This window comes from Streptomyces sp. NPDC043854 (assembly GCF_056436005.1).
This window is the reverse complement of the sequence record NZ_JBWKDK010000002.1, coordinates 18,904-39,109: the sequence shown is the minus strand read 5'-3', so window position 1 is coordinate 39,109 and position 20,206 is coordinate 18,904. Positions and strand designations below refer to the sequence as shown.

20 protein-coding genes are annotated in these 20,206 nt (G+C 73.3%); 3 read left to right on the top strand and 17 right to left on the bottom strand.

Features of this window, described 5'->3' with window-relative positions:
- The 13 genes from AC068A_RS02180 to AC068A_RS02120 form a co-directional block, all read right to left on the bottom strand.
- Complete coding sequence (locus AC068A_RS02180; protein WP_478579490.1) at nucleotides 1-666, bottom strand: phosphorylase family protein; 666 nt, start codon at nucleotides 664-666, stop codon at nucleotides 1-3.
- Nucleotides 666-2,732, bottom strand: a complete 2,067-nt coding sequence (gene shc, locus AC068A_RS02175) for a squalene--hopene cyclase (protein ID WP_478579487.1) — start codon at nucleotides 2,730-2,732, stop codon at nucleotides 666-668. The genes AC068A_RS02180 and shc overlap by 1 nt, the downstream gene beginning before the upstream one ends.
- 130 nt (nucleotides 2,733-2,862) lie before the next feature.
- On the bottom strand, nucleotides 2,863-3,966 hold the full coding sequence (locus AC068A_RS02170; protein WP_478580055.1) for a polyprenyl synthetase family protein: 1,104 nt from the start codon (nucleotides 3,964-3,966) through the stop codon (nucleotides 2,863-2,865).
- 50 nt (nucleotides 3,967-4,016) lie between these two features.
- The gene (hpnE, locus tag AC068A_RS02165) at nucleotides 4,017-5,396 is read right to left on the bottom strand and encodes a hydroxysqualene dehydroxylase HpnE (protein ID WP_478579484.1); all 1,380 of its coding nucleotides are present in this window, start codon (nucleotides 5,394-5,396) and stop codon (nucleotides 4,017-4,019) included.
- A complete protein-coding gene (gene hpnD / locus AC068A_RS02160; RefSeq protein ID WP_478579481.1) occupies nucleotides 5,393-6,352 on the bottom strand; it encodes a presqualene diphosphate synthase HpnD in 960 nt (319 codons plus the stop codon). Before hpnD ends, hpnE begins: the two co-directional genes overlap by 4 nt.
- The gene (hpnC, locus tag AC068A_RS02155) at nucleotides 6,349-7,287 is read right to left on the bottom strand and encodes a squalene synthase HpnC (protein WP_478579478.1); all 939 of its coding nucleotides are present in this window, start codon (nucleotides 7,285-7,287) and stop codon (nucleotides 6,349-6,351) included. Before hpnC ends, hpnD begins: the two co-directional genes overlap by 4 nt.
- 376 nt (nucleotides 7,288-7,663) lie before the next feature.
- The gene (locus AC068A_RS02150; RefSeq protein ID WP_478579475.1) at nucleotides 7,664-8,446 is read right to left on the bottom strand and encodes an ABC transporter ATP-binding protein; all 783 of its coding nucleotides are present in this window, start codon (nucleotides 8,444-8,446) and stop codon (nucleotides 7,664-7,666) included.
- Nucleotides 8,439-9,368, bottom strand: coding sequence for an ABC transporter permease (locus AC068A_RS02145; protein ID WP_478579473.1), 930 nt, complete (start codon nucleotides 9,366-9,368; stop codon nucleotides 8,439-8,441). The genes AC068A_RS02150 and AC068A_RS02145 overlap by 8 nt, the downstream gene beginning before the upstream one ends.
- 96 nt (nucleotides 9,369-9,464) lie before the next feature.
- The gene (locus tag AC068A_RS02140) at nucleotides 9,465-10,319 is read right to left on the bottom strand and encodes a glycosyltransferase family 2 protein (RefSeq protein ID WP_478580052.1); all 855 of its coding nucleotides are present in this window, start codon (nucleotides 10,317-10,319) and stop codon (nucleotides 9,465-9,467) included.
- 35 nt (nucleotides 10,320-10,354) lie between these two features.
- Complete coding sequence (locus tag AC068A_RS02135; protein ID WP_478579470.1) at nucleotides 10,355-11,134, bottom strand: CDP-alcohol phosphatidyltransferase family protein; 780 nt, start codon at nucleotides 11,132-11,134, stop codon at nucleotides 10,355-10,357.
- Nucleotides 11,112-12,173: an iron-containing alcohol dehydrogenase family protein gene (locus AC068A_RS02130; RefSeq protein ID WP_478579468.1), complete on the bottom strand. Its 1,062-nt coding sequence runs from the start codon at nucleotides 12,171-12,173 to the stop codon at nucleotides 11,112-11,114. Before AC068A_RS02130 ends, AC068A_RS02135 begins: the two co-directional genes overlap by 23 nt.
- The gene (locus tag AC068A_RS02125; RefSeq protein WP_478579465.1) at nucleotides 12,161-12,913 is read right to left on the bottom strand and encodes a phosphocholine cytidylyltransferase family protein; all 753 of its coding nucleotides are present in this window, start codon (nucleotides 12,911-12,913) and stop codon (nucleotides 12,161-12,163) included. Before AC068A_RS02125 ends, AC068A_RS02130 begins: the two co-directional genes overlap by 13 nt.
- A complete protein-coding gene (locus AC068A_RS02120; protein ID WP_478580049.1) occupies nucleotides 12,910-14,679 on the bottom strand; it encodes a DUF5941 domain-containing protein in 1,770 nt (589 codons plus the stop codon). Before AC068A_RS02120 ends, AC068A_RS02125 begins: the two co-directional genes overlap by 4 nt.
- 201 nt (nucleotides 14,680-14,880) lie before the next feature.
- Here AC068A_RS02120 and AC068A_RS02115 point away from each other — a divergent pair, with 201 nt between their 5' ends.
- The gene (locus AC068A_RS02115; protein ID WP_478579462.1) at nucleotides 14,881-15,342 is read left to right on the top strand and encodes a GNAT family N-acetyltransferase; all 462 of its coding nucleotides are present in this window, start codon (nucleotides 14,881-14,883) and stop codon (nucleotides 15,340-15,342) included.
- A 152-nt stretch (nucleotides 15,343-15,494) separates the two neighbouring features.
- Nucleotides 15,495-16,094: an isopentenyl-diphosphate Delta-isomerase gene (gene idi, locus AC068A_RS02110; protein ID WP_478579459.1), complete on the top strand. Its 600-nt coding sequence runs from the start codon at nucleotides 15,495-15,497 to the stop codon at nucleotides 16,092-16,094.
- Between the two features lie 137 nt (nucleotides 16,095-16,231).
- On the opposite strand, the gene AC068A_RS02105 is transcribed toward idi, so the two are convergent.
- Entirely contained in the window at nucleotides 16,232-16,753 is a 522-nt protein-coding gene (locus AC068A_RS02105; RefSeq protein WP_478579456.1) for an ATP-binding protein, read from the bottom strand.
- Between the two features lie 130 nt (nucleotides 16,754-16,883).
- Entirely contained in the window at nucleotides 16,884-17,633 is a 750-nt protein-coding gene (locus AC068A_RS02100) for an HdeD family acid-resistance protein (RefSeq protein ID WP_478579453.1), read from the bottom strand.
- 79 nt (nucleotides 17,634-17,712) lie between these two features.
- On the opposite strand from AC068A_RS02100, the gene AC068A_RS02095 reads away from it, so the two are divergent.
- On the top strand, nucleotides 17,713-18,486 hold the full coding sequence (locus tag AC068A_RS02095) for an enoyl-CoA hydratase/isomerase family protein (protein ID WP_478579450.1): 774 nt from the start codon (nucleotides 17,713-17,715) through the stop codon (nucleotides 18,484-18,486).
- On the opposite strand, the gene AC068A_RS02090 is transcribed toward AC068A_RS02095, so the two are convergent.
- Together AC068A_RS02090 and AC068A_RS02085 are read right to left on the bottom strand one after the other, a co-directional pair.
- Nucleotides 18,461-19,099, bottom strand: a complete 639-nt coding sequence (locus tag AC068A_RS02090) for a DJ-1/PfpI family protein (protein WP_478579447.1) — start codon at nucleotides 19,097-19,099, stop codon at nucleotides 18,461-18,463. The two genes, AC068A_RS02095 and AC068A_RS02090, sit on opposite strands and share 26 nt — an antisense overlap.
- A 104-nt stretch (nucleotides 19,100-19,203) precedes the next feature.
- Nucleotides 19,204-20,163 carry a GlxA family transcriptional regulator gene (locus tag AC068A_RS02085; protein WP_478579444.1) on the bottom strand — a complete coding sequence of 320 codons (960 nt, stop codon included), beginning with the start codon at nucleotides 20,161-20,163 and terminating at the stop codon, nucleotides 19,204-19,206.
- Nucleotides 20,164-20,206: the final 43 nt, after the last annotated feature.

Below are 20,206 nucleotides of genomic sequence, written 5' to 3'. Positions count from 1 at the left end.
TCACCTCCCGGAAAGCGGCAAAGAACGGTGCCAGTCATAGAACGCGGGCAGTACGGCACGCAGTACGCGGAAGGCCGATATTCCACCGCGGAGCGTGCCGATACGGACGAGCTCGTGCTCCGGGGCGTCCACGACCACCCGGACGGCGGCAACCGGGCGGTGCGCACCGGGCGGGGTCGCCCGCGCGGCGGCCCACAGGGTGGCCGCCGACTCCATGTCGGCCCCGATGGCGCCGGTGGCACGCAGCCGGGCGCGCTCCTGGCCCCGTACGACCCGGTCGGATCCGGTCAGCGCGCCGGTGTGCACGGTCCGGCCGGGTGCGGCCCGGGCCAGTGCCTCGGCGAGCAGGGACGTTCCCTCAGAGGCGACGGTGCCGCGCGGGTCGCGGGTCTCCTCGGCGAGGACCAGGTCGCCGGGGTGCATGCCCGGGACCAGCCCGGCGCAGAACCCGGTGGCCAGGACGGCGGCCCGCGCCAGCTCCGGTGCGGCGAGGGCGCGGCCGACGGCCCGCTCGGCGGCGCGCGGCCCCATACCGGTGCGCAGGACCGTGTACCCACGGGGGGCGCCGCGGTCGCCGCCGCTGCGCAGGGCCGCCCGCTCGATGCGCAGGGCGCAGGCGATCAGCAGCGGCCGGGGCGCGGGGCCGCCGGGCCGGGCGGCGGCCATCAGGGCCTTCCGGGCGCGAAGGGTTCCCCGTACAGGTAGCGGCCGAGCGCGGTGAGCGGGAACACCTGGCGGTAGAGGTGGTAGTTGATGGAGAAGTCCCAGGGGAAGCCGGTGCCGGTGAAGTGCGGCTCGTCCCAGGAGCCGTCCGCCAGCTGGGTCCCGGTCAGGTAGGAGATGCCCCGTTCGACGGCCTTGCCCTCGCGCTCCCCCGCCGCGAGGAGGGCCATCAGCGCCCATGCGGTCTGCGAGGCGGTGGAGTCGCCGCGTCCTGCCCAGGCCGCCGGATCCCGGTAGGAGCGCTGGTCCTCGCCCCAGCCGCCGTCGTCGTTCTGTACGGACTCCAGCCAGGCCACCGCCCGCCGGACCGCCGGGTGGGCGGGGGCGACGCCCGCCGCGACCAGGGCCGGCACCACCGACCCGGTCCCGTACACGTAGTTGGTGCCCCAGCGGCCGAACCAGCTTCCGTTCGGCTCCTGTTCGGCGAGGAGCCAGGCGATGCCGCGCCGGGTCCGCGGGTCGGCGGTCCGGCCCTCGACGGCGAGCATCTCCACCACGTGGGCGGTGACGTCGGCGGAGGGCGGGTCGACGACCTCGCCGAAGTCGCAGAACGGCAGCCGGTTGGGCAGGGTGCTGGTGTTGTCGGCGTCGAAGGCGGCCCAGGCGCCGTTCCCCGACTGCATGCCGAGGGTCCAGGAGACGGCCCGGGCGACGGCGGCGTCGGCCCGGGCCGGGTCGGGGTGCCTGATCCGGCGCAGTGCGAGGACGACCTCGGCGGTGTCGTCGATGTCGGGGTAGGTGTCGTTGTGGAACTCGAACGCCCAGCCGCCGGGGGCGAGTCCGGGCCGGCGCACCGCCCAGTCGCCGGTCCGGGTGATCTCCTCGCCCAGCATCCAGTCGGCCGCCTTCACCAGGGCCGGGTGGTCGGGCGGCAGCCCCGCGTCGGCCAGGGCGATGGCGGCGAGGCAGGTGTCCCAGACCGGGGACTGGCAGGCCTCGACCATCCGGACGGGCCCGGCGTCGCCCGGCCGGCCGTCGGGGCCGGGGGCGGTGTCCTCGCGCCAGACGGCGAAGCGGTCCAGGGATTCCAGGCCGGCCCGCATCACGGGGTGCCCGAGGTCGTAGCCGAGCAGGTGCAGGGCGATGAGGGAGTACACGGCGGGCGGCTGGATCCCGCCCCAGCAGCCGTCGTTCTCCTGCCGCTCGATGATCCAGCGGGCGGCGGTGGCCATGGCCGCCCGGCGCAGCGGGCGGGGGGCGAACCTGCGGTAGACGTGCAGGACCCTGTCCATCCGCTGGAACAGCCCGTCCCAGGTGCGGAGCGGGGCGAGCCGCCCTGCGGGGACGGGCCGGCGGGCGTCGGTGTGCAGCTCGTCCAGGGCGAAGGGGGCGGGGCGGACGGGGCGGTGCGCGCAGACCACGGTCAGCGGGACGATGGTCTGGCGGGCCCAGCAGCCGAAGTCGTAGATGTTCAGCGGTGCCCAGGGCGGCAGGAAGACCAGCTCGGGCGGGACTTCGGGGAGGTGGTCCCAGCTCCACCAGCCGAAGAGCGCGAGCCAGATCCGGGTGAAGACGCGGGCGGCGGCGATCCCGCCGTGGGCGCGGATCCAGGCCGAGGCACGGGCCATGTGCGGGGCGTCGGGCTCGTCGCCGGCCAGGCGCAGGGCGACGTACGCCTCGATGGTGGCGGAGAGTTCGGGCGGTCCGCCGTGGAAGGTGGCCCAGGTGCCGTCGGCGCGCTGCTCGCCCCGGATGTGCCGGGCGGCGGCCCGGGTGGTGGCCTCGTCCCGGATGCCGAGGAACTGGCGCAGCAGCAGGTCCTCGGCGTCCATGGTGACGTTGGTCTCCAGGTCGCCCTTCCACCAGCCGGCCGGGTCCTGCCGCCGGAGCAGGTGCCGCGTGGCGCGCTCGACGGCCTCGCGGACTCCGGGCCACGCCGCGCCGGCGCCCGCGCCCGCGGTGACACCCCCGGTCACGGCACCGTCCGCGGCGGTGGTGGCGGTGGCGGTCGCGGCGGTGTCATCCGGATCGGCGCCGCGGGGACCGGCGCCGTCGGTCGTCGCTGTCATGGCTTCCCCTTAACGTGCAGTGGCCTGTGCTTCTGCTGTGCTGGGGTCTGCCGTCGGCCGGCGCTACGGGCTGGTGGCGCCGGCCGGCGACTCGCGCGTCATATCCGTACCCGGGTGACGAGAGTGGCGATCACCTCTTGCGTACGACGACGAAGTCGGCGAGGGCGACGAGCTGCTCGCGCACCCGCTGGGGCATGTCGATGTCGTCGAGGGCGCGGACGGCGATGGCATGCTGGCGGCGCGCCTCCTCTGCCGTCCACTCCCGGCCGCCCGCCTCCTCGATGAGGGCGGCGCGGGCCGCGAACTCCTCCTCCGAGAAGTTCTCGAAGTCGTTGCTCTTGGCGTCGGCGGCGAGCAGCGTGCCGAGCTTCTCGGCGGCGGGGCCGCCCGCCGCGAGGGCGGCGACGACGGGCAGGGACTTCTTGCGCTGGCGCAGGTCGCTCCAGGTCTGCTTGCCGGTGGACTCCGGGTCGCCCCAGATGCCGAGGAGGTCGTCGACGGCCTGGAAGGCGAGGCCGAGGTGGTAGCCGTACTCCTCGAGCTTGTCGGCCGTGCGGTCGTCCGCGCCGCCGAGGACGGCGCCGATGGAGATCGCACAGGCGAGCAGTGCGCCGGTCTTGTTGCCCTCCATCTCCAGGCACTCCTCGACGCTGACGCGCTCGCGGTGCTCGTAGGAGATGTCCTGGGCCTGGCCGTCGATGAGCTTGCGGCTGGCGATGGTCAGCCGGTGGGTGGCGCGGGCGGCCTCGACGGTGCCGAGCTCGAGGAGCACCTCGTTGGCGAGGGCGAACAGCGCGTCGCCGACGAGGATGGCCTGGGCCGGGCCGTGGACCTTCCAGACCGTGTCGCGGTGGCGGCGCTGCTCGTCGCCGTCCATCAGGTCGTCGTGCAGCAGCGAGAAGTTGTGGACGAGCTCGACGGCGACCGCACCGGGGATGCCCACCTCGGCGGGGGCTCCGGCGGCCTCGGCGGACAGCAGTGCGAGGGCGGGGCGGACGGCCTTGCCGCCGTCGCCGTCCGCGGGGTTGCCCTGGGCGTCGATCCAGCCGAAGTGGTAGGCGGCGACGGTGTCCATGGGCGCCGCGAGCCGCTCCACCGCGGCACGCAGTGCAGGGGTGGACAGGGTGCGGCCGCGCTCGAGGAGGGCGAGGGTGTCCGCGACCTCCGTCTGCGCCGCTTCCGCCGCTCTGTTACCGGCTTCGGTGTTCTCGACGGCCGGATTCCCCGGGTTCACTGGCTCTCCTCTGTTCTCCGTGCGTGCTGTGCCGGTGGTGCTGGTGATCGTCATGCCGCCTCCTGCAAGGGGTGGGCCCGGTGGCGGCCGAGCGCGGCGAGCGCGGCGTGTGCTGCGCTCATGCCGCTCCGGACGGCACTTTCCATGGTCGCGGGCCAGCCGGTGGCGGTCCACGCACCGGCGAGATAGAGACCCGGCGTGTCGGTGCCCGCGCCGGGGCGCAGCCTGCCGACGCCGGGGGCGGGGGCGAACGTGGCGGTGCGCTCCCGGGTGACGAAGAAGTCGCGTACCTTGGCGCCGCGCGCGGCGGGCAGCAGCCGCTCCAGCTCGGGCAGGTACTTGCGGCGCAGGACGGTCACGGGCTCGTCGATGTCGCTCTGCGCGACCGACTGGGACAGGGCCAGGTACTGGCCGCCGTCGGGCAGCCCGGAGGACTCCGTGCGGTCGAAGACCCATTGGACGGGGGTGCCGAGCGCGGCGAAGAAGGGCCGGCGCAGGACCTTGCGGTCGTAGACGACGTGGACGTTGAGGATGGGCGCGGTGCCGATGTCCAGCAGCTTGTCGGGGTCGGCGAGGGCGCCGGCCGGGAGCAGCCCGTGGGCATCGCGCTGCGGGACGGCGAGCACGACGGTGTCGGCGTCGAGGGTCTCGGCCTCGGTGGCGACCTGCCAGTTCCCGTCCCGGGTGCGGGAGACGGAGGTGACCCGGGTGCGCAGTTCGGTCCGTACGCCGGCGGCGTCGAGCGCCTTGCGGGCGAGGGTGTCGTGCAGGTCGCCGAGGGGGACCCGGGCCCAGCCGATGTCGGCGGCGCCGTTCTCGGAGAGCAGGCCGGTCTTGAATACCATGGCGGCCAGTCCGAGCGAGGACTGCTCGGCCGTGGCGTTGAGCGTGGCGATGCCGATGAGGTTCCACAGGGCCTCGACGGTGCGCGGGCTCTGGCCGTGGCGGCCGAGCCAGGTCGCGAAGTCCAGCCCGTCGAGGGCCGGGTCGGCGGGGTCCAGGCCGCGCAGGGCGAGGGCGGCGCGCCCGACGGCCGCCCGCTCGGCGAGCGAGAGGTGCGGGTAGCGGGCCAGCGATCCGGCCAGGTGCAGGGGGACGGGCAGGGCGCTGCGGCGCAGTCGGCCCAGGCGCGGCCCGCGGGGGTGGCCGACGTCGAGTACGGGGACGTCGAGCCGGTCCTGGAGCGGCGCGAGGGCGGCGCCGTCGACGCGGTCCAGGAACCACCGGTAGGCGGTGCAGCAGCGCAGGTAGACGTGCTGGCCGTTGTCGACGGTGAGGTCGCCGCGCTTGAAGGAGAAGGCGAGCCCGCCGAGTCGGGGGCGGCCCTCCAGGAGGGTGACGCGCACACCTGCGTCGGCGAGTTCCAGGGCGGTGGTGACGCCGGCGAGGCCGCCGCCGACGACCACGGCGTGGTGCGCGGTGGCGGTCACAGGGGCCTCCTGGTGCGCTGGCGCGAGACGGTCCGCGCGTCGAGGCCGGACAGGCCGCGCACGGCGACGTACGCCTTCTCGTGCGGGGGCAGGGAGACCCGGCCGCGGAGCACCGCCTCGGGTTCGCGTTCGATGCGGTCGAGGAGGCGGCGGTAGATGCCGGCCATGGCCGCGACGCAGGCGCCGCTGCGCCGGTCGAGCATCGGCAGCAGCCGGTAGCCCTCGGCGAACAGGGCCCGGGCGCGCCGGACTTCGTGGTGGACGAGGCCGGCGAAGTCGGCTCCGGCGGGGAGCCGGCCGTCGGCGAAGCCTTCGGCGCAGCCGAACTTGGCGAGGTCCTCGGCGGGCAGGTAGGTGCGCCCGTTGCCGGCGTCCTCGCGGACGTCGCGCAGGATGTTGGTGAGCTGGAGGGCGAGGCCGAGGGTGTCGGCGTACCCGCTCGCGCGCTCGGCGCCGGCCGCGCCGGCCGCCGTGCCGAACACGCCGAGGGAGAGCCGTCCGATGGCCCCGGCGACGCAGCGGCAGTAGACCTCGAGGTCCTCCCAGGCCTCGTAGGTCTCGCCGCGGACGTCCATCAGCACGCCGTCGATGAGCTCGTCGAGGCCGCCGAGGGGGATGGGGAAGCGGCGCGCGGCGTGGGTCAGGGCGACGGCGACGGGGTCGGTGTCGTCCTCGTCGACCGCGCCGTCGCGGATCCGGCCGAGCAGGGCCCGGGTCTCCTCCAGGCGGGCGAGCTTGGCGTCGGCCGGGAGCGTGCCGTCGCCGATGTCGTCGACGCGCCGGGAGAAGGCGTACAGGGCGGACATGGCCTGGCGCTTGTCGGTGGGCAGCAGCCGGATGCCGTACGCGAAGTTGCGGGCCTGCGCCCCGGTGACGGCCTCGCAGTAGCTGTAGGCCGCCAGGACCGGCGCGGACGGCGCGGTCGTGTGTGCGGAACCCTCCACGGTCGGGCTCACCCCTTTCTCGGCGCGGTGCGCAGGACGGCGGCCACCTCGCGGAGCAGTCCGCTCCGGGTGGGCCGCGGCGGGCCGGGGAGTACGTCGAAGCCGGCGACGGCGACGGCGCGCAGGGCGGCGCGGCCGCCGCCGACGAAGCCGGCGAGCAGCAGCCGGAGCCGGCCGTGGACGCTGCCCACGAGGGGGGTGCCCTCGTCCAGGAGGTCCCGGGCGCGGGCGGCCTCGTAGGCGATGAGGGAGCGCACGGAGGCGCCGGCGGTGGGGGCCTTGAGGTCGGCTTCGGCCACGTGGAAGCGGCGCAGGTCCTCGGCGGGGAGGTAGATCCGGTTCCGGCCGAGGTCCTCGGCGACGTCCTGGAGGTGTTCGACGATCTGCAGGGCGGTGCAGATCGCGTCGGAGCGGCGGATCCGCTCGGGCGTGGCGGTGCCGGTGAGGGCGAGGACGAGGCGGCCGACGGGGTTCGCGGACAGCTCGCAGTAGGCGAGCAGGTCGGCGTGGGTCTCGTAGCGGCTGACGTGCTGGTCCTGGCGGTTGGCGGCGATGAGGCCGAGGAACGGCTCGGGGGTGAGGCCGTGGGCGCGGACCACCGGCCGGAGGGCCTGGAGGAGGGGATGGCGGGGGCCGCCGCCGGCGGAGCCGAAGACGCGCCCCAGGTCCGCCTCGAAGGCGTCGAGCATGGCGAGCCGGTCGTCGGCGGCTGCGGGGTCGAGGCCGAGGAGGACGGCGTCGCGGCCGCCGGGGGCGAGGTCGCCGTCGCCGATGTCGTCGACGAGGCGGGCGTAGCCGTACACGGCCATCAGCCCGTCGCGCCAGGCGCGGGGCAGGAAGGCGGGGGCGACGGGGAAGTTCTCCGTCCGGGCCTTGCCGAGGGTGGCGCGCGCGTGGGCGTCGGGGGCCGGGGTCTGCCGGGGACGGATGCCGTGCGCCGGGGTCACCGCCCGCCGCCCGCGGCGCGGACGGCCGTGATGCCTGGGGGCCGGAGAATTCCCGTAGCCATTGCCGTCACATCTCCCGTTCTACACTGCCGACGCAATACATCCTATTTCGGACACGCCGCCGGACTTTCCCCGGACCGTCCCAGGCCGTTCACCTGCGGGGAATCGTCCCCTCTTGCCGCGGTTCAGGACCGCTCCAGCTTACGCTGTACAACGCCGCGGAACCTTCCGGGGTATTCGCACCGCTACCGAATGTCGGCCCGAATTGCCCCGGACGCTCCCCGGGAGACACGCCGGGGACACACACCCGGGACTCACGGGGGGACACGCCGAGGCCCCCGCCGCACGGGGCGACGGGGGCCTGCGGTGCCGGCGGTCAGTGACCGGTTGCCTTCTCGTAGGCCGAGACGACCTCTTCGGTGGGCCCGTCCATCAGCAGCTCGCCCTTCTCCAGCCACAGGACGCGGCTGCAGGTGTCGCGGATGGACTTGTTGTTGTGGCTCACCAGGAAGACGGTGCCGGCCTGCTGGCGCAACTCGCGGATGCGGTCCTCGGAACGCATCTGGAACTTGCGGTCACCGGTGGCGAGGGCCTCGTCGATCATCAGGACGTCGTGGTCCTTCGCGGCCGCGATGGAGAAGCGCAGGCGCGCGGCCATGCCGGAAGAGTACGTGCGCATCGGCAGGGAGATGAAGTCGCCCTTGTCGTTGATGCCCGAGAAGTCGACGATGTCCTGGTAGCGCTCGCGGATCTGCTCGCGGCTCATGCCCATCGCCAGACCGCCGAGTACCACGTTGCGCTCGCCGGTGAGGTCGTTCATCAGCGCGGCGTTGACACCCAGCAGCGAGGGCTGTCCGTCGGTGTAGACCCGGCCCTCCTCGCAGGGCAGCAGGCCGGCGATGGCGCGCAGCAGGGTCGACTTGCCGGAGCCGTTGGAGCCGATGAGGCCGATGGCCTCGCCGCGGTACGCGGTGAAGGAGACGCCGCGCACGGCGTGGACCCGGCGGACGCCCGGCGCGTCGCCCTTGCCCCTGCGGAGTATCTTGCTGAGCGCCGCCGTCGCGCTGCCCTTGCCGGAGCTGCCGGTGTTGACGCGGTAGACGATGTGGACGTCGTCGGCGATGACGGTGGGGACGCGGCCCCGGTTGTTCTCAGCCACGGCCGTAACGCTCCTCAGCCTTCCAGAAGTACACGAATCCGCCGATACCGACCAGGAGGGCCCAGCCGACGGCGAAGGCCCAGACGTGCGGCGGCAGGTTCTCGCGGCCGTAGTCGTCGATCAGGGCGAAGCGGACCAGGTCCATGTAGATCGCGGCCGGGTTCCACATGAGCACGTCCGCGATCCACGCGGGCCTGTCCTTCAGCACCACGTTGATCGAGAACATGACGCCGGAGGCGTACATCCAGGTGCGCGTCAGGAACGGCATCAGCTGTGCGAGGTCCGGGGTCTTGGCCCCCATGCGCGCGAAGACCAGCGCGAGACCGGTGTTGAAGACGAACTGCAGTGCCAGCACCGGCAGGACCAGCAGCCAGGACAGCCGCGGGTAGTTGCCGAACGCCACCGTGGTGACGAGCACCACGATCATCGAGTACAGCAGCTGCTGGAGCTGCTGCATCGAGAAGGAGATCGGCAGGGAGGCGCGGGGGAAGTGCAGGGCGCGGACCAGTCCGAGGTTGGACGGGATGGCGCGCACGCCGGCCATCAGCGAGCTCTGGGTGAAGGTGAAGACGAAGATGCCGATCACCAGGAAGGGGATGTAGACGTCCGTCCCCATCCCGCGGCCCGCGTTCAGGATCAGGCCGAAGATCAGGTAGTAGACCAGCGCGTTCAGCAGCGGGGTCGCCACCTGCCAGAGCTGCCCGAGCTTGGCCTGGCTGTACTGAGCGACCAGCTTGGCCCGGGAGAACGCCAGGATGAAGTGGCGCCGGTCCCACAGCTGCCGCACGTATCCGGCGAGGCTGGGCCGGGCGCCGCTGACGGACAGGCCGTACTTCCTGGCGAGCTCGGCGGGGCTCAGCCCCGCGTCTTCGGACGGCGGCTTGCTCGTGGCGAGGGCGCCATCCTGGGTTGTGTCACTCACAAGTTGAAACTTTCCGTCTTCAAGATGCGGCAGTAGGTGGCATCGGGCGTGGGACGCACGGACCGTGACCGCGCCATGTTCTCAGACGCCGGAGCGTCAGATGACAGGCGGTCGCCCCAGCCGGGTCAGCCGCCAGACCGTGCGCCACCTCATGGGGCGCCGGGGACCGCAGGGGGTGGTCCATCCCTCCTTGAAACCGCCGAACCAGGCCTTGAGCGCCGGGACCGAGGGCCTGCGCAGGAGCGTCAGCAGCAGCCAGACGCCCACGTAGACCGGCACCAGCGGGGCGGGCAGGTTGCGGCGGGCGAGCCACACCCGGTTACGGGCCACCATACGGTGGTAGACCGCGTGCCGGGAGGGGGCGGTTTTCGGGTGCAGCAGCACCATGTCCGCCCGGTAGTCGATCGACCACCCCGCGTCGAGGGCCCGCCAGGCCAGGTCGGTCTCCTCGTGCGCGTAGAAGAACTCCGCGGGCAGGCCGCCGACCTGCGCGAGCACCGAGGTGCGCACGGCGTTAGCGCCGCCGAGGAAGGTCGTCACGCGGGAGGAGCGCATCGGGTCCGAGGCGCGCAGCCGGGGCACGTGCCGGCGCTGGGTCTGACCGGACTCCGGGTCGGCGATGCGGAAGCTGATGATCCCGAGCCGGGGGTCCTCGGTGAAGGCCTGCCGGCACAGCTCGGCGGTGTCGGTGCGCTCCAGCAGCCCGTCGTCGTCGAGGAAGAGCAGTATGTCGACGTCGCTGCCGCCGGGGCCGAAGGCCTCGATGCCGACGTTGCGGCCGCCGGGGATGCCCAGGTTCTCGGGCAGGGTGACGGTGCGCACATCCGCCGGCAGATCCGCGAGCCCGGTGACCTCGACGCCCTGGCCCACGACGACGACCTCGACGGGGTCGCCCTGCTGGCGGGCCACGGAGTCGATCAGCGCCTTCAGCTCGTCGGGGCGGTTGCCCATGGTGATGATCACCGCGCCGACGCGCAGCGGGGCGTTCACCGCAGCCTGCTGGAGACGAGGACGGACACCAGGTGCAGCACCGTCTGGAGCAGCGCGATGCCGGCCAGGACGGCGACACCGAGCCGGGTGAAGAACAGGTCGCCCCGCATCTGGTCCACGACGGCCAGCACCAGCACGAGCAGGGAGGCCTCGATGCCGAGGATCAGCCGGTGGAACTTCAGCGCGGACGCCGCGCGGCGGGCGAGCGCCATGCCGGACGAGCGCGGCTCGGCCGCGGCCTCCTTGACCGGGGCCATGCCGGCCTGGTGCCGGGCGACGCCGACCAGGTCGGTCTCGGCCTTGATCAGGATCGCGCCGAGCGCCGCGAGGGTGCCCAGGAAGGCCCACAGCCAGTCGATCCGGCCGCCGCCCCACAGGTCCGCGGCGCGCAGGCCGAGGCCGACGAGCACGGCCGCGTCGCACAGGTAGGCGCCGACGCGGTCCAGGTACACGCCGGAGAGCGAGTACTGCTTCTTCCAGCGGGCGACCTCGCCGTCCACGCAGTCCAGCAGCAGGTACAGCTGGACCATGACCACGCCGAGGACGGCGCCCCAGATGCCCGGCACCAGCAGGGCCGGGGCGGCCAGGACACCGGCCAGGGTCATCAGGTAGGTCAGCTGGTTGGGCGTGACCTTGGTGCCCACCAGGACGCGGGTGATACGCAGGGAGACCTCGCGCATGTAGAGGCGGCCGCCCCAGTGCTCGCCGCTGCGCCGGTCCTTGACGCCCGCCGGGTGCACGACGGGCCGGAGTTCAGCTACGGATGGTCTTGGCATAGTCGGCGTACGCGTCCCTGATATCGGCGGCGGACAGGTTGAGGTGCTCCAGGATCGTGAAGCGTCCCGGGCGGGTCTGGGGGGCGTATTCCACGGCGGCGACGAACTCGTCCACGCTGAACCCGATCTCGGCGGGCAGCACGGGCATCCCGTGGCGGCGCAGCACCTCGGCGAACAGCCCGGACTGCTCGGCCGCCCCCCGCAGGTGCATCGCGAAGGCGGCGCCGAGGCCGACCTGCTCGCCGTGGAGCGCCGAGCGCCCGGGGTAGAGCAGGTCGAAGGCGTGGCTGATCTCGTGGCAGGCGCCGGAGGCGGGCCGGGTGTCCCCGCTGATCGACATGGCGATGCCGGTGAGGACGAGGGCCTCGGCGAGCACCGTGAGGAACTCGTCGTCCCCGCAGCCGCCGGGGTGGCGCAGGACCGACTCCCCGGCGGTCCGGGCCATGGCGGCGGCCAGGCCGTCGACGTGCTCGCCGTTGATCCGGTGCGACAGCTCCCAGTCGGCGATCGAGGAGATGTTGGACAGGGCGTCGCCGATGCCCGCACGGACGAACCGCGCCGGGGCGTCCCGGATCACGTCGAGGTCGATGACCATCGCGATCGGCGTGGGCACTCCGTAGGAGCCGCGGCCGTTGTCGTTGTCGAGGGTCGCGACGGGCGAGCAGATGCCGTCGTGGGAGAGGTTGGTGGCGACGGCCACCATGGGCAGCCCGACCCGCGCCGCGGCGTACTTCGCCACGTCGATGATCTTGCCGCCGCCCAGGCCCACGACGGCGTCGTAGCGGCGGCCCTTTATGTCGTCGGCGAGCTTGACCGCGGAGTCGATGGTGCCGTCGACGACCGGGTACCAGTCGGCGTGCGGCAGGGCGGGCTCCAGCTTGGCGCGCAGCACCTGGCCGGAGCCGCCGCTGATCGCGATCGCCAGCTTTCCGGCGGCGGAGATCCGCTGGTCGGCGAGGATGCCGTCCAGCTTGTCCATCGCCCCGCAGCTGATGTCGACGACAACGGGTGAGGGGATGAGCCTCGTCAGTACTGGCATGCGATCGTCCGGCCCTTGGCGAGGTCATCGTGGTTGTCGATCTCGACCCACCTGACGTCGCCGATGGGGGCCACGTCGACCACGAAACCGTCGTTGACGAGCTGCTGGTAGCCGTCCTCGTAGTAGAGGTCGGGGTCCCGCTCGAAGGTGGTCTTCAGGGCCTCGGCCAGGGCCTCGGCCGCCTCGGGCTCGATCAGGGTGACGCCGATGTACTCGCCGGTGGCGTCCGACGGGTCCATCAGCTTGGTGATCTTCCGGACGCCCTGGCCGTCGGCGGTGACGACCTTCATCTCCTCGTCGGCCAGGCTCTTGACCGTGTCGAGGGCCAGGATGATCTTCTGGCCGTTGCCGCGGGCGGCGAGCAGGGTCTGCTCGACGGAGACCGGGTGGACGGTGTCGCCGTTGGCGAGGATCACGCCCCGCTTCAGGACCTCACGGGCGCACCACAGGGAGTAGGCGTTGTTCCACTCCTCGGCCTTGTCGTTGTCGATCAGCGTGATCTTCAGCCCGTACTTGGCCTCCAGCGCGGCCTGGCGCGCGTAGACGGCCTCCTTGCGGTAGCCGACGACGATGGCGACCTCGGTGAGGCCGACCGCGGCGAAGTTCCCGAGGGTCAGGTCGAGGACCGTCAGGCTCTCCTCGTCGCCTTCGGGGCCGACGGGCACGAGGGCCTTGGGCAGGGTGTCGGTGTAGGGACGCAGGCGGCGTCCGGCACCGGCAGCGAGGACAAGGCCGATCATGCTGGTTCTCCTTCGTCATGTACGGCGGGTGCCCCGGAGGAGACCCAGAAGCGGATGCTCTCCACGAGCACCACGAGTGCCACGAACACGGCGAGGACCGTGAGCGCGACGGGGAACGCGTCCCGGGCGAGGACCGCGGCCAGGACCACGGTCAGCAGGACCCGGCCGTCATGGCCGCCGATGGTCCACACCAGCCACCGCGGGGGCGCGCCGGAGCCTCCGCGGATGCGGTAGACCGTGTCGTAGTGATGGTAGGCGACCGCCGCGACCAGTCCGAATGCGGCCGGAAGGGCCCCGGGGACGTCCGCCTTGAGGGCGAGCACGAGCACGGTGAGGTACTCGGCCGCCCGGAACAGCGGCGGAAGGAGCCAGTCCAGGGCTCCCTTGAGCGGGGTGGCGACGGCGCTGCCGCTGATCACGACGTACAGCCACGCGCAGAGGATCACCGTCCAGTTGCCGTAGGGCATGCTCCACGCGGCCCCGACCACCAGTACGGCGCCGAGCGCGGCGAAGAACAGGCGGAGCGGCTGGCGGACCGCGGGCCGGGCGACGAGCTCGGCCAGCGGGCCCGAGTCGGCGAGGTCGGCGAGCGCTCCGGCGGCCCGGTCGGTGCGCACGGCCTTGCGGGTCACGGAGCGCAGGACGCGGCCGGCGGTGGTGTAGAGCGCGCCGAAGGCACAGCCGACGAGCAGGGCGTAGAACACGATCCGCGGGGTGGTGAACGCGGTCAGCACCGCGATCATCGCCCAGCGCTCGCCGATCGGGAGGATGATCATGCGCCGGACCCAGACCGTCCAGCCGACGCTGTCGAGCCGGTCGGACAGGGCGGCGGTGGGGCTCGTGTTGGCCGTGGCGTCGTGGTTGGCCTCATTGAAGGAGAAGTCCACGACGTGCCGGCAGGTCATCAGGATCATGGCGCCGAGCGCGAGGGCCCAGACGTCGTCCCCGGTCCGGGCGGCGCCGAGCGCGAGGCCCGCATAGAAGGAGTACTCCTTCGCCCGGTCGAAGGTCGCGTCGAGCCAGGCGCCCATCGTCGAGTACTGGAGGGAGTAGCGGGCGAGCTGCCCGTCGGTGCAGTCCAGCACGAAGGAGACCAGCAGCAGCACGCCCGCGGTGACGTAGCCCCAGCGCTCGCCGGTGGCGGCGCAGCCGGCGGCTATCAGCGCGGTGACCAGCGAGGCGGTGGTGACCTGGTTCGGGGTCAGGCCGCGGCGCGCGCACCAGCGGGCGATGTAGCGCGAGTACGGGCTGATGAAGAAGGTGGTGAAGAACCCGTCGCGGGACTTCACGGCGGAGCGCAGCCGCACGGCCTCCTCGTCCACGGCGGCGACCGCGGCGGCCGCCGCCTCGCGCTCGGCCACGTCGGCCGGGACGGCGGCGACCAGGCTGCCGAGCTCGGGCCGCTGGACGGCGGTCCCGCCGGCCTCGACGGCGTCGGCGAGCCGGTCCGCGTACGGGCCGCTGCCGTCCACCGGGAGCGCGACGGCCTCGTCCAGGGCCGCGCGGGCGGCGGGCTGGACGGTGAAGGCGCCGGTCACGGCACAGGCGTCGAAGCGGGGGTCGGTCAGCGCGAGCCGCAGCGCGTGGACGTGCCCGACGAAGGCGCTGTCCACCACGGCCACCCGCTGCCCCGCGGGTACGCCGGCCAGCACCGCGGCGGCGTCCTCGGGCGCGGCGGCGGGGCGGACGTCGAAGCCGAGGGAGCGCAGATCGTCCGTGAGCGGTGATCCGGGGACCGGCAGGCCGGTGAGGATGACGGTCGACAGACGAACTCACTCCTTGCAGCGAACACGGCGGCGGGCGCCGCACGGGGGCGGCGGCACGTCGGCAGAGGCTATCGGATGAATGGAAGCCGGGGTTCACCACCCGTTTGCTCCCGGATAAGCCGAATATTTCCGGGCCTCGGGGCCCGGTGGGATCATCATCGGTGATCGCGCCGAGGTCCCACAAACCACCCGGCTGTCAACGTGGGGAGACTCACGCACGATGCGCTCCACCGCGGCCTGCCCCGGCAGGCTCCCGGCTCCGACGCGACCACCCGGCACCTGCTCTCCCGGTGCGGCCCGCTGCCCGACGGGCCGCGTGTCCTCGGCCTCGGCTGCGGCCCCGGCCGCAGTGCCCTGCTGCTCGCCCCGGTGGCCGGCGATCCGCCGATCCGCCGATCCGGCGGTCCGGCGGTCCGGCGCTCGGGCGCGGGCAGCTCCGTCGTACGGGCGCGGCCGGCGGCCGCGAAGGAGCAGGGAGCGGCGCTGGTCCTCGTTCTCGGGCACCCGGCCCGCTGTCCGCGGTTCGGCTTCGTGCCGGCCTCCCGGTTCGGGATCCGGGCGCCCTTCGAGGTCCCGGACGAGGCACTGGTGGCACTGGTGCTCGACGATTCCGTACCCGCCCCGCGGGGAACGATCACGTATCCGGCCCCCTTCGGGGTCTGATCCCGCAGGGGGTCCGCGTGTGAGCCGCACACGGGCCACCCCCTCCGGCGCTTATCACGCGTCCGGGGGCAGACATGCGCGGATCGCCGAAGTGGGGACAAGACTCCCTTGTACGGCAGACTGAGGGCCAGAGTCCGAAGCGAAGGATGGGTATGCCGACCACACCAGCCACCGCCGCGAACAGCGCACCCCACGGCACCGGCACTCAAGAACCGATCATGCTCGAACTGGTCGACGAGTCCGGCAACACCATCGGTACGGCGGAGAAGCTCTCCGCCCACCAGGCGCCCGGTCTGCTGCACCGGGCCTTCTCCGTGTTCCTCTTCGACGAGCAGGGCCGCCTGCTGCTCCAGCAGCGGGCCCTCGGGAAGTACCACTCCCCCGGCGTCTGGTCCAACACGTGCTGCGGCCACCCGTACCCCGGGGAGTCGCCGTTCGCGGCGGCGGCCCGGCGGACCCACGAGGAGCTGGGCCTGTCGCCCTCGCTGCTCGCGGAGGCGGGGACGGTGCGGTACAACCACCCGGATCCCGCGTCGGGCCTGGTGGAGCAGGAGTACAACCACCTGTTCGTGGGACTCGCGCAGGCCGCGGTGCGGCCGGATCCGCACGAGGTGGCCGGCACCGCCTTCGTCACGCCCGAGGAACTGGCCAAGCGGCATGCGGAAGCGCCGTTCTCGGCCTGGTTCATGACCGTGCTGGACGCGGCCCGGCCCGCGATCCGCGAGCTGACGGGCGACGCGGCGGGCTGGTAGGCCGCACGCCCGCGGTTAGCCGGTACGCCGATACGCCGATTTCTTCCGGTGCGCCGGATTCTTCCGGGAGGCCGGTCCTCCGGTTCTCCCGGTCTCCGGTACGCCGTGCGCCGTACGCCGCCGAGCCGGTCCGCAGGTCAGCGCGCCGGGTGCGGGAAGGCCCGGCCGGGGCCGGCGGCCGGGGCGGTGATCGGCAGGGCCGCCCAGATGACCTTGCCGCCGGTCGAGGTGTGCTCGACGTCGCAGATCCCGCCGGCCTCCCGGGTGGTCTCGCGCACCAGGAGCAGGCCCCGGCCGCCGGTCTGGCCGAAATCCGCCTCCAGCGCCTTGGGCCGGTACGGGTGGTTGTCCTCGACGGCCACCCGTACCCAGGCCCGGCCGATCGCGACCTCGACCGCGACCTCCGGCGAGAGCAGGGCCGCGTGCCGGACCGAGTTCGTCACCAGCTCGGAGACGATCAGCAGCAGGGAGTACACCAGTTCCCGGTCGGCGGGAACGCCCTGGCGGCCCAGCAGGTCGCGGACGGCCCAGCGGGCCCGCGGAACGGATTCTTCAACAGCGGGTACGGTGAACCGCCACACGCCTTCGTACGCGAGTGGGCCGGCCGGGGGCTCCGGCTCACCCACCTCGGCCGGCGGGACACGCCCACTGAGATCCATCTTCCGGCCCCGTCCTTCACACCCGATCGTCTCCACGCGTCCAGGGTGGGGACCCGGCTGGTCCGGACCGGACCGCTGACAACAAGTCAGCGCTTATCGGACACTTTTTGACCGCGGACGTATGTCTGCGTCAGCCGTTCGACTGTTCCTGATCTTCCGTGGGATGTTTTCCGGCCGCACCGCGCGTCCCGCCCGCGGCGCCCCCCGGCCCGGACTCCCCGTCTTCCCTGACCACACCCAGGATGCGGCGGCCGCCCAGGCCCAGGGCCAGCAGGCTCAGCCCGTCGAACAACAGGGCGACGGAAAAGAAGGTTCCGATCACGTACAGGCTGTTGCCGGGCCAATCGGCCAGGACCAGCAGGCCCAGCAGGATGCCGAAGGCGCCCTGCACGAGCATCAGCCCGAACTGCGTACCCCGCACGACCAGCGCCCCGACCAGCCGGAACACTCCGGCGGTGAGGAACAGCAGCGCGGCGAACATGGTCAGCGCCTCGGCGCTCGCCTCGGGTCGGCGCAGGATCACGAAACCGGCGGCGATGTTGATCGCCGCCACGATGACCGCGAGCCAGAAGTAGTTGCTCTTGCGGGACTCGACGGCATGGAGCAGCCCCACGGCCCCGCCGATCAGCAGCAGCCAGCCGAACAGGAGCATCGAGGTGAGGGCGGCGACGTTGACGTACACGAGGCCCAGCAGGCCGGCCAGCACCAGGACCGCGCCGAGCACGGCCAGCCGGCCGAGGCGGCGGCGCAGCCGCCCGGCGTCCTCGGCCCCGGCGCAGTCCACCCGGTCCGAGCGATCCGCGCCTTCCGAGCGGTCGGCACGGTCTGATCGGTCCGAGTGGTCGGCCCGGCCTGCCCGGTCTGCCCGGTCTGCGCCCATGGGTGTGGCACCTTTCCGCAGCCCCCCGTAACGGACTCCCTTGATCATAGGATCGGCCGCCCGGGATAGCATCCGGCGCATGGACGCAGCCCAGGAAGCAGCCGAGGAAGCAGCCCTCCGGCACACCGTCGCCGACGGGATCGCCACGGTCGTCATCTCACACCCCGCCAAGCGCAACGCCATGAGCGCCGCGATGTGGCGCGCGCTGCCCGGACTGCTGGCGGGCCTCGCCGCCGACCCGGACGTGCGGGTGCTCGTCCTGACCGGGGCCGGTCCGACCTTCTGCGCCGGCGCCGACATCTCCAACCTCGCCGGGGACGGCGACACGCAGGCGCTGTCCGTCGTCGCCGAGGAGGCGCTGGCCGCCTTCCCCAAGCCCACGATCGCCGCGATCCGCGGATTCTGCGTCGGCGGGGGCAGCCAGCTGGCCGGCGCCTGCGACCTGCGCTTCGCCGAGGAGGGATCCTCGTTCGGGGTGACCCCGGCGCGGCTGGGCCTCGTCTACCCGGCCTCGTCCACCCGCCGACTGGCCGGCCTGGTCGGACCGTCCACCGCCAAGTACCTGCTCTTCTCCGCCGAGTTGATCGACGCGGAGCACGCCCTGCGCGCGGGCTTCCTCAACGAGCTGCTGCCCGCCGGCCGGCTGGAGGAGCGGGTCGCGGAGTTCGCCCGCGTCCTGACGGCCCGGTCTGCGCTGACGCAGGCCGCGGCGAAGGAGTTCGCAGACGGCCGGACGGACCGGGACGAGCACTGGGCCCGGCAGCAGGCGGGCAGCGGCGACCCCGCCGAGGGTGTCGCCGCGTTCCTGGAGCGCCGTACGCCGAAGTTCAGCTGGGCTGCTTCAGCGGGCTGAGCGCGCGCAGCCGCGCGACCAGCTCGGCGGGCGCCTTGGCCGGAGAGCCGGCGTCGTAGGGCGGCTGGGGGTCGTACTCGATCAGCAGCTGGACGGTCTGGGCGAACTCGTCGCCGGCCGTGCGGCCGAGCAGGGCCAGCCCCATGTCGATGCCGGAGGACACCCCGGCGGCGGTCACGTACTTGCCGTCGAAGACCACGCGCTCGCCGGTGGGCCGTGCGCCGAAGGCGGGCAGCTGGTCCAGGAACAGCCAGTGGCCTGCGGCGCGGCGGCCGTCGAGCAGGCCGGCGGCCGCCAGGAGGAGCGAGCCGGTGCAGACGGACGTGGTCCAGGTGGTCGTGGCGTCGACCGCGCGCAGCCAGTCGAGGACCACGGGGTTGCCGGTCTCCGTCTCCGGGTGGGGGCCGCCGGGTACGACGACGATGTCCGGGCGGGTCACCTCGTCGAGGCCCTTGGCGGCGACGAGGGAGAGGCGGCCGCTGTCGCAGCGGACGGGGCCGGGGCGCTCCGCGACGAACACGGTCTCGGAGTCGGGGAGGTGGACGAGGGTTTCGTAGGGGCCGATGGCGTCGAGGGCGGTGAATCCGTTGTAGAGCAGGACGGCGATTTGCATGTCTTCTCCTTCGGACGTCGGGGGGTGTGGGTGCTGTGGGTGTGCCGCAGGGTGCGGGGGGTCCGTGGTTGAGCGCGCCGTTCCCCGCGCCCCTGACGGGGCGGTCAGGGGTGGCCGAAGCGGCGGCGGTATTCGGCGGGGGGCTGGCCGAGGGTTTTGACGAAGGCGCGGCGGAGGGCCTCCGGGGTGCCGTAGCCGCAGGCCCGGGCGATCTGGGCGACGCCCTCGCCGCTGTCCTCCAGCATCCGGCGGGCGTGCTCCACGCGGACCCGCTCCACGTACCGCCCCGGCGTCACCCCGGTCTCCGCCTGGAAGGCCCGGGCGAAGTGCCGGGGCGAGAGCCGGGCCCGCTCGGCCAGCGCGGGCACGCTCAGGTCCGCGGCCGGGTGCTCGGTGATCCAGTGCTGGACCTCGCGCAGCGGCTCCCGGTGGGCCGTCTGGGCCGCCAGCTGGGCACTGAACTGTGCCTGGTTGCCCGGCCGGCGCAGGAAGACCACCAGCTGCCGGGCGATCTGCAACGCGATGTCCCGCCCGTGGTCCTCCTCCACCAGGGCCAGGGCCAGGTCGATCCCGGCCGTGACGCCGGCCGAGGTGGCGACCCGCCCGTCCCGGACGTAGATCGGGTCCGGCTCGACCGCAACCCGCGGGTAGTCGCGGGCCATCTGCTCGCACACGGACCAGTGCGTGGTGGCCCGCCGACCGTCCAGCAGCCCGGCCTCCGCGAGCAGCAGCCCGCCCGTGCACACGGACACCAGCCGCTGCGCTCCACCCCCGTGGGCGCGCAGCCAGTCGGTGAGCCGTGCGTCGAAGTCGCCCGAGTACCGGCCGCCGGGCACCAGCAGCGTGGTGCCGGGGCCCGGCCGCTCGCGCTCCAGGTCCCCGTCCGGCACCAGGGTGAGCCCGCTGCTGGTGCGCACCGGGACTCCGCCCGCGGAGGCGGTCCGGATCGTATAGCCGGCCTGCCCGGGGAAGTAGGCCACTCCGGCGAAGACCTCCACAGGACCGCTCACGTCCAGGCTCTGCAGCCCGTCGTACAGAACGACGAGCACGTTGTGCGACGACATGACCCCATGGTGTGAGACCGGCGGGCATGGCGGCAATGACGGG

Bases quoted from the DNA above. Each gene is read 5' to 3' on its own strand.
- AC068A_RS02180 (WP_478579490.1), bottom strand. From the start codon at position 666: ATGGCCGCCGCCCGGCCCGGCGGCCCCGCGCCCCGGCCGCTGCTGATC.
- shc (WP_478579487.1), bottom strand. From the start codon at position 2,732: ATGACAGCGACGACCGACGGCGCCGGTCCCCGCGGCGCCGATCCGGAT.
- AC068A_RS02140 (WP_478580052.1), bottom strand. From the start codon at position 10,319: ATGGGCAACCGCCCCGACGAGCTGAAGGCGCTGATCGACTCCGTGGCC.
- AC068A_RS02135 (WP_478579470.1), bottom strand. From the start codon at position 11,134: ATGCCAAGACCATCCGTAGCTGAACTCCGGCCCGTCGTGCACCCGGCG.
- AC068A_RS02130 (WP_478579468.1), bottom strand. From the start codon at position 12,173: ATGCCAGTACTGACGAGGCTCATCCCCTCACCCGTTGTCGTCGACATC.
- AC068A_RS02125 (WP_478579465.1), bottom strand. From the start codon at position 12,913: ATGATCGGCCTTGTCCTCGCTGCCGGTGCCGGACGCCGCCTGCGTCCC.
- idi (WP_478579459.1), top strand. From the start codon at position 15,495: ATGCCGACCACACCAGCCACCGCCGCGAACAGCGCACCCCACGGCACC.
- AC068A_RS02105 (WP_478579456.1), bottom strand. From the start codon at position 16,753: ATGGATCTCAGTGGGCGTGTCCCGCCGGCCGAGGTGGGTGAGCCGGAG.
- AC068A_RS02100 (WP_478579453.1), bottom strand. From the start codon at position 17,633: ATGGGCGCAGACCGGGCAGACCGGGCAGGCCGGGCCGACCACTCGGAC.
- AC068A_RS02095 (WP_478579450.1), top strand. From the start codon at position 17,713: ATGGACGCAGCCCAGGAAGCAGCCGAGGAAGCAGCCCTCCGGCACACC.
- AC068A_RS02090 (WP_478579447.1), bottom strand. From the start codon at position 19,099: ATGCAAATCGCCGTCCTGCTCTACAACGGATTCACCGCCCTCGACGCC.
- AC068A_RS02085 (WP_478579444.1), bottom strand. From the start codon at position 20,163: ATGTCGTCGCACAACGTGCTCGTCGTTCTGTACGACGGGCTGCAGAGC.